The organism is Pseudomonas iranensis (assembly GCF_014268585.2).
In the GTDB taxonomy this organism is placed as follows: domain Bacteria; phylum Pseudomonadota; class Gammaproteobacteria; order Pseudomonadales; family Pseudomonadaceae; genus Aquipseudomonas; species Aquipseudomonas iranensis.
Genome location: NZ_CP077092.1, coordinates 3,471,817 through 3,486,936, shown reverse-complemented (window position 1 = coordinate 3,486,936; position 15,120 = coordinate 3,471,817). Strand labels below are relative to the sequence as shown.

Sequence of the window (15,120 nt, the reverse complement as noted above, 5' to 3'; positions counted from 1 at the left end):
CACGCCATGAGCATCACCCAATTCAAGAACACCGCCACGCTTGAGCTCGAAGAATCCAACCCGGTCGCCGTGCCCCTCGGCGAACCCGTCGCAATTGCCTCGACCACCAGTGTCGAGCGCGACGACGGTGTCGAAACCGGCGTCTGGGAATGCACCCCGGGCCGCTGGCGGCGGCAGATCACCGCGCAGGAGTTCTGCCATTTCATTTCCGGGCGCTGCACCTTCACCCCCGACGGTGGCGGCGAAACCCTGCAGATACAAGGCGGCGACGCACTGATGTTGCCAGCCAACACGCTCGGGATCTGGGATATCCAGGAAACCGTGCGCAAGAGCTACGTGCTGATTTTCTGATTGTTTGATCCTTTGATTGCCTGCCAACAAAAAAAGCCCATACAGGAATCGCCCCATGATCCAGAAAACCCTCGCATTGGCGCCGCTGCTGCTGGCCGCTTCCGTCAGTCATGCAGCCGAGACGGTCAAGGTCTACAACTGGTCCGACTACATTGCCCCGGACACTACAAAGAATTTCCAGAAAGACACGGGCATCGGCGTCACTTATGACGTCTACGACAGCAACGAAACCCTCGACGGCAAGTTGATGACCGGCAAATCCGGTTACGACGTGGTTTTTCCGTCGAACCACTTCATGGCGCGGCAGGTTCAGGGTGGGGCGCTGAAGAAACTCGACAAGAGTCAGTTGCCGAACTGGAAGAACCTCAATCCAGCGCTGCTTAAGGCCCTGCAGACCAATGACCCTGACAACGAGCACGGTTTCCCTTATCTGTGGGGCAGCACCGGTATCGGCTACAACATTGCCAAGGTCAAAGCGGTGCTGGGCGACAACGCGCCGGTGGATTCCTGGGATCTGATCTTCAAGCCCGAATACATGGAAAAACTGCAGAAGTGCGGCGTGGCGATCCTCGACAACGGCCCGGAACTGCTCCCGGCGGCGCTCAACTATCTGGGCCTGCCGCACCACAGCAAAAATCCCGAAGACTACAAGAAAGCCGAAGCTTTGCTGATGAAAGTGCGGCCCTACGTCAGTTACTTCCATTCTTCGAAGTACACCAGTGACCTGGCCAACGGCGACATCTGCGTAGCGGTGGGCTTTTCCGGCGACATACTGCAAGCGGAGAATCGCGCCAAGGAAGCCAAGAATGGCGTCGAGATCGGTTATGCGATTCCCAAGGAAGGCGCGGCGATCTGGTTCGACATGGTCGCCATGCCCGTCGACGCACCGGACGAGAAGGCCGGCTACGCCTTCATGAACTACCTGCTGCGCCCCGATGTCATGGCCGGCATCACCAATTATGTGCATTACGCCAATGGCAACGAACAAGCCGACAAACTGATCGACCCGGCGATCAAGAACGACACCAAGGTTTACCCGAGCGCGGAAATGATGGGCAAGCTATTTGCGCTGGAGGCGATGCCGCTGAATATCGACCGGATTCGCACGCGGGTGTGGAATAAGATTCGTACCGGTAGCTGAACCTCCGTCCTCTGTAGGCGCTGACGAGTGCACGAGGCTGCGATCTCTTGATCTTGATCTTAAAAAGGTCAAAGTCAAAAGATCGCAGCCTCGTTGCACTCGTCAGCTCCTACAGTCCGAATAAAGTCATAGAGTTGATATCAAAGCACTGGCACCGCTGAATGAAAGTGTGACTTGCCCAACAAATTCAAACTTAGCGATATTTAATATTTAAATAGAAAATCGTCAGACAATTTCCACCCTCGCTACAACTAAAAACAATCTTTCCTCCCCGCACGCTTTGTTTACGGCAGTTTCCTGATACAGCCAAATTGGATCGCAAAAAAACTCTTTACGACAGATTTCAAATTGTGTCAGGTTCGTTACGCCTTCATTGGGCGAGTGATAGGACGATCTCGCCAAAGATCGTCCTGTCGGACAAAAACTGTTCCATTGCTAAACAAGGAAGTGTGTTTATGTCGAAAGTTAAAACCAACGCTGTTGATTCCGCCGAACAGGCTTTCCAGCTGGCTGCCTTCAGCTCGGCGTACAACCAGATCAATAGCTTTAGCCATCAGTATGATCGTGGCGGCAACCTCACGGTCAATGGCAAACCCTCGTACACCGTCGACCAGGCGGCTACGCAATTGCTGCGTGACGGCGCTGCCTACCAGGACAAGGACGGCAGCGGCAAGATCGAACTGACCTACACGTTCCTGACCTCGGCCTCGAACAGCACGATGAACAAGCACGGCATCAGCGGGTTCAGTCAGTTCAGCGCGCAACAGCAGGCGCAGGCCAAGCTCGCCATGCAGTCCTGGGCCGACGTGGCCAATGTCACCTTCACCGAGAAAGCCTCGGGCGGCGACGGGCACATGACCTTCGGTAACTACAGCGGTGGCCAGGATGGCGCTGCGGCGTTTGCCTATCTGCCGGGGACCGGCGCTGGTTATGACGGTACTTCGTGGTACCTGATCAACAGCGGTTACACGCAGAACAAGAACCCGGATCTGAACAACTACGGTCGTCAGACCCTGACCCACGAAATCGGCCACACCCTGGGCCTTGCTCACCCTGGCGACTACAACGCCGGCAATGGCAACCCGACCTACAACGATGCGACTTATGGCCAGGACACCCGTGGCTACAGCGTCATGAGTTACTGGAGCGAGAGCAACACCAACCAGAACTTCAGCAAGGGCGGCGTCGAAGCCTACTCGTCCGGCCCGCTGATGGACGACATCGCCGCGATCCAGAAGCTCTACGGCGCCAACACCACGACCCGCACCGGCGACACCACCTACGGCTTCAACTCCAATACCGGCCGCGATTTCCTCAGCGCGTCGTCGTCGAGCGACAAAGTGGTGTTCTCGGTGTGGGATGCCGGCGGCAAGGATACCCTGGACTTCTCCGGTTTCACCCAAAACCAGAAGATCAACCTCAACAGCGCTTCGTTCTCCGACGTTGGCGGCATGGTCGGCAACGTGTCGATCGCCAAGGGTGCGGTCATCGAGAACGCGATTGGTGGTTCGGGCAGCGATCTGTTGATCGGCAACAGCGTGGCAAACGAGCTGAAGGGCGGTGCCGGCAACGACATCCTGTACGGCGCTGGTGGTGCTGACAAACTGTGGGGCGGTTCTGGATCGGACACTTTCGTGTTCGCCGCCAGCTCGGACTCCAAGCCGGGTGCGATCGATCAGATTCTCGATTTCGTCAGTGGTCTGGACAAGATCGACCTGACCGGCATCACCAACGGCGCGGGCCTGCACTTCGTCAACAGCTTCACCGGTTCGGCCGGCGATGCCGTGTTGACCTCGTCGGGCGGCAACAGCCTGTTGTCGGTGGATTTCTCCGGGCATGGCGTGGCTGATTTCATCGTCAGCACCGTGGGCCAGGCTGCGACCAGCGACATCGTGGCGTGATGTGAAAGGAAAGCGGCGCCTCGTGCGTCGCTTTCTTCGCTTGCATCGGACTGATCGCCGAGCAAGGCTACGAGCGGAAGTGAAGTTTCCTATGACTCGATACGTTTTAACTGACACGACGATGGCATGGCTGATGGCAGTCACGCTGATGATGACCGGAGCGACAAGCATGGCAAGCAGCCTCAGACTCGAAGAACCCTCCGTGTTTGCCGGAAAGTGGCAGGCAACACTGTCCAGCACAGTCGATGACCTGCGAGCGCAAAAGCTCCAGGACAAGCCCTCGAATACTTGTAGCGTCGAACTGCTCGCCAACAAGACCGTTGGCCAGGGCGCAGACTGTCTGGGTGCATGGCTCGAGCAAGCTCCGATCGGCTGGTTTCCTGATCCTGACGGCTTGTCGATCACCGGTCACGAAGGCTCAAGAATCCAGTTCTTCAGCCGCCAACGTGATGGGTTATATCTGGCGACTTTGAAGTCCGGGCTGATCGTCACGCTGGAACGTACGGCGCCCGATAACTGATCTGCCTTTTACAAACCGATATAGCTATAGCGATTCGTCGCATGGTTATAAGCAAGGTAAACAAATCAACTGCGCTGCATCAATCAGCGCTAGTTGTCATGAAAATTTAAATGGGCGCCACGGAAGTGTATTCCGGGATGGACGCTTAATTAATTGAAGTCTCGCCCCGCAGGCGCGATGAATACTGTTCAGGAAGAATCAATGAAGATGGCGAAGGCCCCAGCCACCGCTCCGTTAATCAAGGCATTGGGTGACTATAAAAGCATCTTGATCAGCGTCGGTTGTTTCACCGCGCTGATCAACGTGTTGATGCTGGTGCCGTCCATCTACATGCTTCAAGTCTATGACCGGGTGCTGTCGTCACAGAACGAAACCACCCTGGCAATGCTGTCGTTGATGGTGGTCGGTTTCTTCGCCTTTATCGGGCTGCTGGAAGTGATCCGCAGCTTTATCGTCATCCGCATCGGCAGCCAGTTGGAGCGCCGCTTCAATCTGCGCGTCTATCAAGCCGCGTTCGAACGCAACCTGTTCAAAGGCGAAGGCAACGCCGGGCAGTCGCTGGGTGACTTGACCCACATCCGCCAGTTCGTCACCGGCCCGGCGTTGTTCGCCTTCTTCGATGCGCCGTGGTTCCCGGTTTATCTGTTTGTCATCTATTTGTTCAATGTCTGGCTCGGCGTGCTGGCGACGGCGGGCGCGCTGTTGTTGATCGCGCTGGCGTGCATCAACGAATACATGACCAAGAAGCCGCTGGGCGAGGCTGCCGGGTTTTCCCAGCAGTCCAGCCAGTTGGCCACCAGCCACTTGCACAACGCCGAAACCATTCAGGCGATGGGCATGCTCGGCTCCCTGCGCAAACGCTGGTTCGGCGTGCATTCGCGCTTTCTCGGCTTGCAGAACCAGGCCAGCGACACCGGCGCGGTGATCAGTTCGCTGAGCAAGACCCTGCGCCTGTGTCTGCAATCCCTGGTGCTGGGCCTGGGCGCGTTGCTGGTGATCAAGGGCGATATGACCGCCGGCATGATGATCGCCGGTTCGATCCTGATGGGCCGCGTGCTGAGCCCGATCGATCAGCTGATCGCCGTATGGAAGCAGTGGAGCGGGGCGAAGCTGGCTTATCGCCGTCTCGATGCGCTGTTGCAGGCGTTTCCGCCCAGCGACGAGGCGATGGCACTGCCGGCACCGAAAGGCCAGATTACTTTCGAACAAGTCAGCGCCGGCCCGCCCGGGCAGCGTGCAGCCACTTTGCACATGGTCAATTTCAATCTGAGTGCTGGTGAAGTGCTGGGTGTGCTCGGCGCTTCCGGTTCTGGCAAATCGACGCTGGCTCGGGTGCTGGTCGGTGTGTGGCCGGTTCTGGGCGGCACCGTGCGCCTCGACGGCGCTGATATTCATCGCTGGAACCGCGATCAGCTTGGTCCTTACATCGGTTACCTGCCGCAAGACATCGAATTGTTCAGCGGCAGCATCGCCGAGAACATTGCGCGCTTCAGCGAAGCCGATCCGCAAAAAGTCGTAGCTGCCGCGCAACAGGCCGGCGTTCACGAAATGATCCTGCGCTTGCCGCAAGGTTATGACACGCAACTGGGCGAGGACGGCAGCGGCTTGTCCGGCGGCCAGAAGCAACGCGTGGCCCTGGCCCGCGCGCTGTACGGCACGCCGAGTCTGGTGGTGCTTGATGAACCCAATTCCAATCTCGACACCGTCGGCGAAGCCGCATTGGCCAGCGCCATTGCGCAACTCAAGGCGCAGGGCACCACGGTGATTCTGGTGACGCATCGTTCTTCGGTATTGGCTCAGGCTGACAAACTGCTCGTGCTCAACGATGGTCGTTTGCAGGCGTTCGGCCCAAGTCAGGATGTGCTCAAGGCACTTTCCGGTCAGCAGGAACAGCAACGCGAAAAAGCTGCCCAGGCACCGGGCGGGCTCAGCATGAGTCGGCAGTATCAACCCTCGACAAGGAATTCGGGTGTATGAGCAGCGCCAGCATGAACACTGAAAACGAAGCGAGCATGGAACACGCCTACCTCACCGAGCGCCCGAAACGCGATGCGAAATTCTTCGCGCGCCTGGGCTGGATTCTGGCCATCGTCGGCGCTGGCAGCTTCTTCACTTGGGCCGCACTGGCGCCGCTGGATCAGGGCATTCCAGTGCAGGGCACCGTGGTGGTGTCGGGCAAACGCAAGGCTGTGCAGTCGATGAGCAGCGGCGTGGTCAGCCGGATTCTGGTGCGCGAAGGCCAGATCGTGAAGCAGGGCCAGCCGTTGTTTCGCCTCGATCAGACGCAAGTGGCTGCCGACGTGCAATCGCTGCAGGCGCAGTACCGCATGGCCTGGGCCAGCCTCGCGCGCTGGCAGGCCGAGCGCGACAACCTCAAACAAGTGACCTTTCCGCCTGAATTGAGCAACGACCCGGACCCGCGCCTGGCGCTGGTGCTGGAAGGCCAGCGGCAACTGTTCAGCAGCCGCCGCGAAGCGTTCTCCCGGGAGCAAGCGGCACTGCGCGCCAACATCGAAGGCGCCACCGCACAACTGGCCGGCATGCGCCGCGCCCGAAGCGACCTCAATGCCCAGGCCAGCTCCCTGCAGCAACAATTGAGCAACCTGCAACCGCTGGCCGACAACGGCTACATCCCGCGCAACCGCTTGATGGACTACCAGCGGCAACTGTCGCAAGTGCAGCAGCAGTTGGCGGAAAACACCGGCGAAAGCGGGCGCGTGGAGCAGGGCATCCTTGAGTCGCGCCTGAAGTTGCAGCAGCACGGCGAGGAATACCAGAAGGAAGTGCGTACGCAACTGGCCGATGCGCAGCTGAAAAGCGTGACGCTGTCCGAACAGCTGACCTCCGCCGGTTTCGACCTGCAGCACAGCGAAATCCTCGCCACCGCCGATGGCGTGGCAGTCAACCTCGGTGTGCACACCGAAGGCGCCGTGGTGCGTCAGGGCGAAACCCTGCTGGAGATCGTTCCCCAAGGCACCACCCTGGAAGTGGAAGGGCACTTGCCGATCAACCTGATCGACAAGGTCGGCACGCATCTGCCGGTGGACATTCTGTTTACCGCGTTCAACCAGAGCAAAACCCCGCGCGTGCCCGGCGAAGTCAGTCTGATCTCCGCCGACCAGATGGTCGACGAGAAAACCGGCGTGCCGTATTACGTGTTGCGCAGCAGCGTCAGTGATCAGGCGATGGAAAAGCTCAACGGCCTGGTGATCAAGCCCGGCATGCCGGCGGAAATGTTCGTGCGCACCGGTGAGCGTTCACTCCTCAACTACCTGTTCAAACCGCTGCTTGATCGCGCCGGTTCTGCGTTGACCGAGGAATAAGGATGTTCGGCTGTATGAAAAAGCTTTGCATGCTGGGGGCCGCAATGACGCTGCTCGCGAGTCACTCGGCAGTCGCGGCCATGGGGCCATTCGAGATTTACGAACAGGCGTTGCGCAACGATCCGGTGTTCCTCGGTGCAATCAAGGAACGCGATGCCGGCTTGGAAAACCGCGTGATTGGCCGCGCCGGGCTGCTGCCACGGATCGGTTACACCTACAACAAGGGCCGCAACTCTTCCAAGGCGACGTCTCTGGATGATCGTGCGCGCAACCGCACCGATGAGCGCAACTACAACAGTTACGGCTCGGCGCTCACGGTGCAGCAACCGCTGCTCGATTACGAGGCTTATGCGGCATATCGCAAAGGTGTCGCCCAGTCGTTGTTCGCCGACGAAGCGTTTCGCGGCAAGAGTCAGGAACTGTTGGTGCGCGTGCTGGATAACTACACCAAAGCCTTGTTCGCCCAGGACCAGATCGACATCGCCCAGGCGAAGAAGAAGGCCTACGAACAGCAGTTCCAGCAGAACGAACACATGTTCAAGCAGGGCGAGGGCACGCGCACCGATATTCTCGAAGCCGAGTCGCGCTATGAGCTGGCGACTGCCGAGGAGATCGAAGCGCGCAACGAGCAGGATGCCGCTTTGCGCGAGCTGGGCGCGCTGGTGGGCGTGTCGGCGGTGGACATCGGCGATCTGGCGCCGCTTGGTCAGCAATTCCAGACCTTCACCCTGCAACCGGCCAACTTCGACACCTGGCATGAACTGGCGATCAGCAACAACCCGAACCTCGCTTCGCAGCGTCAGGCCGTGGAAGTGGCGCGCTACGAAGTCGAGCGCAACCGCGCCGGGCATCTGCCGAAAGTCAGTGCTTATGCCTCGATGCGCGACAACGAGTCCGAAAGCGGCAACACCTATAACCAGCGCTACGAAACCAACACCATCGGCCTGGAAGTCAGCGTGCCGCTGTACGCCGGCGGCGGGGTATCGGCCTCCACACGGCAGGCCAGCCGCACCATGGAACAGGCTGAATACGAACTGGATGGCAAAACCCGAGAAACCTTGATCGAACTGCGCCGCCAGTTCAGCGCGTGCCTGTCCGGGGTGAGCAAATTGCGCGCTTATCAGAAGGCCCTGAAGTCGGCCGAGGCGCTGGTGGTCTCGACCCGACAAAGCATTCTGGGCGGCGAACGCACCAATCTCGATGCGTTGAATGCCGAGCAGCAACTGTTCACCACCCGCCGGGATTTGGCCCAGGCGCGCTACGACTACCTGATGGCCTGGACCAAATTGCATTACTACGCCGGGACGCTGAATGAGCAGGATCTGGCGCGGGTGGACGAAGCATTTGTGGTCGCGCAACAGCCCTCACCCTAACCCTCTCCCAGAGGGAGAGGGAACCGATCCGGGGAGATTGGCGAGATGCACCGACTTGAACGAGCTGTGCTGAATCCGTAATCGACTGGTTTTCTCGGGTCGCTGAATAACAGAAGACAACACGGTCGGCCCCCTCTCCCTTTGGGAGAGGGCTGGGGTGAGGGGAACAGGCGACACCGCAATTCAGCCCTGAACAAAACAACAAAAACGAGAATGATGACCATGGACGTACACATCAAGCCGATTTCGCTCGGTACCCTGTTGCTTGTGATTTCTGCAAACCAGGCTCAGGCGCAATACCTGGAACCCGGCCAGCCCGGCAATCCTGCCAGTTGGCGTAGTGCCGAGTTCCTGCGCGACTGGGGCCTGCAACGCATGCAGGCCGATCAAGCCTACGCAGCCGGCATCACTGGCAAGGGCGTGAAGATCGGCGCGCTCGATTCCGGTTTCGATGCAGCCCATCCCGAATTCTCCGCCGACCGTTATCACCCGGTAACCGCCAGCGGCAGCTACGTCGATGGCTCAGCGTTCAACGTCGACGGCACGCTCAACCCGAACAACGATTCCCATGGCACCCACGTGGTCGGCACCATGGGCGCTGCCCGTGATGGCAGCGGCATGCACGGCGTGGCTTACAACGCGCAAATCTACGTCGGCAACACCAACAAGAACGACAGTTTCCTCTTCGGCCCCAGCCCTGATCCGCGTTATTTCAAAGCGGTCTACGACAGCCTCGCCGATGCCGGGGTGCGGGCGATCAATAACAGTTGGGGCAGTCAGCCGCCGGATGTCAGCTATCGCACTCTCGCGGATCTGCACGCCGCCTACGCGCAGCACTGGAACAAGGGCACCTGGCTCGACGCCGCTGCCGATGTTTCGCGGCGCGGTGTGATCAACGTTTTCAGCGCCGGCAACAGCGGTTATCCGAACGCCAGCGTGCGCTCGGCGCTGCCGTACTTTCAGCCGGATCTGGAAGGCCACTGGCTGGCGGTGTCAGGGCTCGATCAGAGCAATCAGCAGAAGTACAACCAGTGCGGTATCGCCAAGTACTGGTGCATCACCACACCGGGGGCGAAGATCGACAGCACCATTCCCGGCGGCGGTTATGCGATCAAGTCCGGAACCTCGATGGCGGCGCCGCACGCGACCGGCGCCTTGGCGCTGGTGATGGAACGCTATCCGTACATGAACAGCCAGCAGGCGCTCGAGGTGCTTCTGACCACCGCCACCCAGCTCGATGGCTCGATCACCGACGCACCGAACGAGCGCGTCGGTTGGGGCGTCGCCAACCTCGACCGGGCGATGCGCGGGCCGGGGCAATTGCTCGGTGCGTTCGATGCCAATCTGGGGGCAGGGCAGCGCGATGTCTGGAGCAACGACATCTCCGACAACGCGCTGCTCCAGCGCCAGCGCGAAGACGTCGCCGAGCACAGCGCCTGGCAGCAAACCCTGCAGGACAAAGGCTGGCAGAACGGTGTGCCGGCCGGCGCCAGTCAGCAGGACCAGACCGATTACGCCGTCGGCATGCTGCGTGATGCGGCAGCGACGAACCGGGTGTACGAGGGCAGCCTGATCAAGTCCGGCGCCGGGCAATTGCTGCTCAGCGGCGCCAACACCTATCGCGGCCCGACCACGGTCAACGGCGGTCTGCTGACGGTCAACGGTTCGCTGACTTCAGCGGTCACCGTCAATAACAGCGGCACCCTCGGCGGCTCCGGACGCATAGGTGCGTTGACCGCCAACAGCGGCGGCCGGGTTGCACCGGGCAATTCCATCGGCACCTTGAACGTCGCCGGCGACGTGACACTCAACTCGGGCTCGACTTACGCCGTCGAGCTATCGCCCACCAGCAGCGACCGCATCGTTGCCGGCGGCACGGCAACCGTCAGCGGCGCCAGCGTCAGCCTGGCGCTGGAAAACAGCCCGACCTTGCTCAGCAGCGCCGAAGCGCAAAGCCTGCTCGGCCGCCAGTACAACATCCTGCAAGCGGCCGGTGGCATACAGGGACAGTTCAGCGAGGTGCTGCCGAACTACCTGTTCATCGGCGGCGCCCTCGACTACGCCGCAACCGGCATTCAGCTGAATATCCAGCGCAACGCGACAAGCTTCGCCAGCGTCGGGCAAACGCCGAACCAGCGTTCGGTGGCCGCGGCAGTCGAAGGGCTGGGCGCTGGCAATTCGGTTTACGAAAGCGTGCTTCGTGCACCGACTCAAGCCTCGGCGCAGCAAGCCTTCCAGCAACTGAGCGGCGAGATTTATCCAGCGCTGGGGACAATGCTGATCAACGACAGCCGCCAGTTGCGTGATGCGCTCGGCGAGCGGCTGCACGATGAATCGGCGACTCGCAGCAACGGCTGGATCAAAGCCCTCGGCGCTTGGGGCAGCACCGATTCGGGCCACGACACGGCCGGCTACAACACCTCGATCGGCGGGCTGCTGGCGGGTGTCGACGGCGCGCTGGACGAGCAGACCCGCATCGGTCTGGTCACCGGCTACAGCGACAGCTCCTTGAGCATGGGCTCGGGCACGCATTCTTCGGCAGAAGTCGACAGCTACCACCTCGGCGCTTACGCCGGGCACGACATCGGCGCCTGGCGCTTGAGCACTGGCGCGGCGTACAGCTGGCATCGCGGCGATGTGAAGCGCGATCTGCAATACGACGAGGTCAGCGCCAAGCAGAAAGCCAAGCTTGATGCGACCACCACTCAGGTTTTCGCCGAAGCGGCGTATCGCTTGCAGCTGCAACCGTTGGCGCTGGAACCGTTCGCCAACCTGACCTACCTGCATCTGGACACCGAAGGCTTCACCGAAAAGGGCGATGCCGCGGCGCTGAAAAGCTCGGGCGATCAGCGCGATGTGGTGTTGAGCACCTTGGGCGTGCGGGCGAGCAAAACCTTCCACCTTTCCAGCCAGCAAGCGCTGGACGTCAGCGCCCGTCTCGGCTGGCAGCACAGCCTCAGCGATATCGAATCAGAGCAGCATTTGCGTTTTGCCAGCGGCGGCACGCCGTACTCAGTGGAGAGCTCGGCGCTGGTGCGTGATGCCGCGCTGCTCGGCGTGCAGGCCAGTCTGGCGTTGAGCAAGGACGTTCGGGTCAACCTCGATTACAACGGCCAACTGGCCAGCCGCGAGAAGCTGCATGGCGTAGGGCTGAGCCTGAACTGGCAGTTCTGATTACATGGGTTTGAGCCACTGTGGCGAGGGGATTTATCCCCGCTCGACTGCGCAGCAGTCGCAAAACCTGTGTTGATCGTTCCCACGCGCAGCAAAGGAATTCAGCCCGGGACGGTCTGCGTCCCATTGGAACGCGGAGCGTCCCTAGAGGCATTCCCACGCAGAGCGTGGGAACGATCAACGGCAGCACAGGCAACCGGATTTTTCGCAACATCACTAAGGAAGGTCGTGGATGGATAACAACAATACCCCCGCGCAATCGGGTAGCCGCTTTGCCCTGAAAACCCTGACAGTCGCCATGCTCTGTGCCAGTGCGATGGCACAGGCAGCGCCTTACGTTGAGAACGGCCGCAGCGGCGATCCGTCGAGCTGGCGCAATAATGAATTCAAGGCCGACTGGGGCCTGGGCGCGATCGGCGCGGATTACGCCTACGCCGCCGGCTACACCGGCAAAGGCGTGAAACTGGGCATCTTCGATCAGCCGGTCTACGCCGCGCATCCGGAGTTCTCTGGCAGTAACAAAGTCGTCACTCTGGTCACCAGCGGTATCCGCGAATACACCGACCCGTATATCCCGGTGAAAGCCGGCGACGCGTTTCGCTATGACGGTTCGCCCTCGGTCGGCTCCGACGGCAAGCTCGGCGCCCACGGCACCCACGTCGGCGGTATCGCGGCGGGCAGTCGCGACGGCGGGGTGATGCACGGCGTCGCGTTCGGGGCGCAGATCATCAGCGCCGACAACGGCGACCCGGGGCCTGAAGACGGCATCGTGCGTGGCAACGACGGCGCGGTGTACAAGGCCGGTTGGGATGCGCTGATCGCCAGCGGTGCGCGGATCATCAACAACAGCTGGGGCATCGGCATCACCGACCGCTTCGACCTCGGCGGCCGCGATCCGGCGTATCCGCACTTCACCGTCAACGACGCGCAGTTGCAGTTCAACGAAATCCGCACGCTGCTCGGCACCAAACCCGGCGGCGCCTACGACGGCGCGATTGCCGCCGCACGCAGCGGCATCGTCACCATTTTCGCCGCCGGCAACGACTACAACCTGAACAACCCGGATGCCATTGCCGGCCTCGGTTATTTCGTCCCGGACATCGCGCCGAACTGGATCACGGTCGCCGCATTGCAGCAGAATCCGGACACCGCCAGCGCCAATCCGTACGTGATCAGCACGTTCTCCTCGCGTTGCGGCTACACCGCCAGTTACTGCGTCTCGGCGCCGGGCACCAAGATCTACAGCTCGATCATCGAAGGCACCAACGCCGACAACTTGACCACCGGCTACAAAAACTACAACGGCACCTCGATGGCCGCGCCGCACGTGGCCGGTTCTATCGCGGTGTTGATGGAGCGCTTCCCGTATATGTCCGGCGATCAGGTCGCCAGCGTGTTGCGCACCACTGCGACCGACATCGGCGCACCGGGCATCGACGCCTTGTACGGCTGGGGCATGATCAACCTGCGCAAGGCCATCGACGGCCCGGCGATGTTTGTCACCGAGCAGGACATTCCCGAGGAATTCCGCGTGCAGGGCGCTTACGGTTCCGGCCAGTTCGTTGCTGACTTGCCGGGCATCGGCGCGATCATCGACCAGGGCAAACCGACCGAGCGGGTGTGCAGCGACATCACGTGCGGCCTCGACACCTGGCGCAACGACATCGGCGGCCACGGCGGTCTGACCAAGCAAGGCATCGGCACCCTGGTGCTGACCGGCAACAACACTTACAGCGGCCCGACCCTGGTCAATCAGGGCCGTCTGGCCATCAACGGCTCGCTGCAATCGGCGGTCACCGTCAACAACGGCGGCATCCTCGGCGGCAATGGCCGCATCGGCGCGCTGGCGGTGAACAGCGGCGGTACGGTGGCACCGGGCAATTCCATTGGCACCCTGAATGTGGCGGGGGACGTGACCTTCGCGCCGGGCTCAACCTACGCTGTAGAGCTGTCGCCAACCAGCAGCGACCAGATCGTCGCGGGCGGCAAAGCCGTCATCGACGGCGCCACGGTGAGCCTGTCGCTGGAAAACAGCCCGACCCTGCTCAGCACCGGCGAAGTGCAAAGCCTGCTCGGCACTCGCTACAACATTCTGCAAGCGGCGGGTGGCATTGAAGGGCGCTTCGGTCAGGTCTTGCCGAATTACGCCTTCCTTGGCGGCACTCTGGATTACTCGGCGGGCGGCATTCAGCTGGCGGTCGGGCGCAATGAGGCATCGTTCGCCAGCGTCGGCCTGACGCCGAACCAGCGCGCCGTCGGTGCGGCGGCCGAGCGTTTAGGTGCGGGCAATGCGCTGTTCGAAACCCTGTTGCTGTCGCCCAACGCGGCGTCGGCGCAGCAGGCCTTTCAACAGTTGTCCGGCGAGATTCACCCGGCCATCGGCACGTTGCTGATCAACGACAGCCGCTACCTGCGCGAAGCCGTCGGCGAGCGCCTGCGTGAGCGTGATCTGTTCAACGCCGATGCGCCGACTGATGAGCGCAGCAACGTCTGGGTCAAGGTCCTCGGCTCATGGGGCGAGAGTGATGGCGGATACGACAATGCCGATTCCAATAGCTCCATCGGCGGGCTGCTGGCTGGCGTCGACGGGCTGATCGCTGAAGATACCCGTCTCGGTTTCGTCACCGGTTACAGCGACAGCTCGTTGAGCATGGGCAGCGGCACGCATTCCCAGGCGTCGGTCGACAGCTACCACTTGGGTGCGTATCTGGGCCATGAAATCGACGCGTTGCGCCTGACCGTCGGCGGCGCCTACAGCTGGCATCGCATCGACGTCAAACGTGATCTGCAGTTCGGCGACGTCAGCGGCAAACAGAAAACCAAGCGTGACGCGACAACCGCGCAACTGTTCACCGAGGCCGCTTACGACCTGGGCCTGCAACCGATGAACCTGGAGCCGTTCGCCAATCTGTCCTACGTGCACCTCAACACCGACAGCTTCACCGAGAAGGGTGACGCTGCCGCGCTCAAAGGTGGTGAAGACACCCGCGACGTGGTGCTGTCGACCCTCGGCGTGCGCGCCAAGCGCAGCTTCGCCTTGTCGGACAACCATCAGCTGGAACTCGGCGCCAGCCTCGGCTGGCAACACAACCTGAGCAGCGTCGATGCCGACAGCCATCTGGCCTTCGCCAACGGCAACAGCGCGTTCACCGTGCAGAGCGTGTCGATGGATCGTGACGCTGCCGTGGTCGGCGTGCGCGCCGGGCTGGCGCTCAATCGCGACGTGCGGGTCAACCTTGACTACAACGGCCTGATCGGCTCGAACGAGAAAGATCACGGCGTCGGTCTGACGCTCGACTGGCAGTTCTGAGGCGTAACCGGCAGCGCTTCTCGGGCT

9 protein-coding genes are annotated in these 15,120 nt (G+C 61.2%); all 9 read left to right on the top strand.

What is annotated here, in order from left to right; genetic code table 11:
• Positions 1–6: 6 nt before the first annotated feature.
• On the top strand, positions 7–351 hold the full coding sequence (locus HU724_RS15520) for a cupin domain-containing protein (RefSeq protein ID WP_125926617.1): 345 nt from the start codon (positions 7–9) through the stop codon (positions 349–351).
• Between the two features lie 55 nt (positions 352–406).
• Complete coding sequence (locus HU724_RS15515) at positions 407–1,492, top strand: polyamine ABC transporter substrate-binding protein (protein WP_186569071.1); 1,086 nt, start codon at positions 407–409, stop codon at positions 1,490–1,492.
• A 455-nt stretch (positions 1,493–1,947) separates the two neighbouring features.
• Positions 1,948–3,393 (top strand): serralysin family metalloprotease, encoded by a 1,446-nt coding sequence (locus HU724_RS15510; protein ID WP_136492641.1) that lies wholly within the window; start codon positions 1,948–1,950, stop codon positions 3,391–3,393.
• A gap of 91 nt (positions 3,394–3,484) precedes the next feature.
• Positions 3,485–3,913, top strand: a complete 429-nt coding sequence (locus tag HU724_RS15505) for an AprI/Inh family metalloprotease inhibitor (RefSeq protein ID WP_186569070.1) — start codon at positions 3,485–3,487, stop codon at positions 3,911–3,913.
• Positions 3,914–4,114: 201 nt separating this feature from the next.
• Positions 4,115–5,890, top strand: coding sequence for a type I secretion system permease/ATPase (locus tag HU724_RS15500; RefSeq protein ID WP_186569069.1), 1,776 nt, complete (start codon positions 4,115–4,117; stop codon positions 5,888–5,890).
• Positions 5,887–7,236, top strand: coding sequence for an HlyD family type I secretion periplasmic adaptor subunit (locus tag HU724_RS15495; protein WP_186569068.1), 1,350 nt, complete (start codon positions 5,887–5,889; stop codon positions 7,234–7,236). The genes HU724_RS15500 and HU724_RS15495 overlap by 4 nt, the downstream gene beginning before the upstream one ends.
• Before the next feature lie 2 nt (positions 7,237–7,238).
• Entirely contained in the window at positions 7,239–8,609 is a 1,371-nt protein-coding gene (locus tag HU724_RS15490) for a TolC family outer membrane protein (protein WP_186569067.1), read from the top strand.
• A gap of 222 nt (positions 8,610–8,831) precedes the next feature.
• Positions 8,832–11,783 carry an autotransporter serine peptidase EprS gene (gene eprS, locus HU724_RS15485; RefSeq protein WP_186569066.1) on the top strand — a complete coding sequence of 984 codons (2,952 nt, stop codon included), beginning with the start codon at positions 8,832–8,834 and terminating at the stop codon, positions 11,781–11,783.
• 232 nt (positions 11,784–12,015) lie between these two features.
• Complete coding sequence (locus HU724_RS15480; RefSeq protein WP_186569065.1) at positions 12,016–15,093, top strand: autotransporter serine protease; 3,078 nt, start codon at positions 12,016–12,018, stop codon at positions 15,091–15,093.
• The last annotated feature ends 27 nt before the right edge of the window (positions 15,094–15,120 follow it).

What these genes read in the sequence shown, in the direction of transcription:
- HU724_RS15520 (WP_125926617.1), top strand. Translation starts at nt 7, where the DNA reads ATGAGCATCACCCAATTCAAGAACACCGCCACGCTTGAGCTCGAAGAA.
- HU724_RS15515 (WP_186569071.1), top strand. Translation starts at nt 407, where the DNA reads ATGATCCAGAAAACCCTCGCATTGGCGCCGCTGCTGCTGGCCGCTTCC.
- HU724_RS15510 (WP_136492641.1), top strand. Translation starts at nt 1,948, where the DNA reads ATGTCGAAAGTTAAAACCAACGCTGTTGATTCCGCCGAACAGGCTTTC.
- HU724_RS15505 (WP_186569070.1), top strand. Translation starts at nt 3,485, where the DNA reads ATGACTCGATACGTTTTAACTGACACGACGATGGCATGGCTGATGGCA.
- HU724_RS15500 (WP_186569069.1), top strand. Translation starts at nt 4,115, where the DNA reads ATGAAGATGGCGAAGGCCCCAGCCACCGCTCCGTTAATCAAGGCATTG.
- HU724_RS15495 (WP_186569068.1), top strand. Translation starts at nt 5,887, where the DNA reads ATGAGCAGCGCCAGCATGAACACTGAAAACGAAGCGAGCATGGAACAC.
- HU724_RS15490 (WP_186569067.1), top strand. Translation starts at nt 7,239, where the DNA reads ATGTTCGGCTGTATGAAAAAGCTTTGCATGCTGGGGGCCGCAATGACG.
- eprS (WP_186569066.1), top strand. Translation starts at nt 8,832, where the DNA reads ATGGACGTACACATCAAGCCGATTTCGCTCGGTACCCTGTTGCTTGTG.
- HU724_RS15480 (WP_186569065.1), top strand. Translation starts at nt 12,016, where the DNA reads ATGGATAACAACAATACCCCCGCGCAATCGGGTAGCCGCTTTGCCCTG.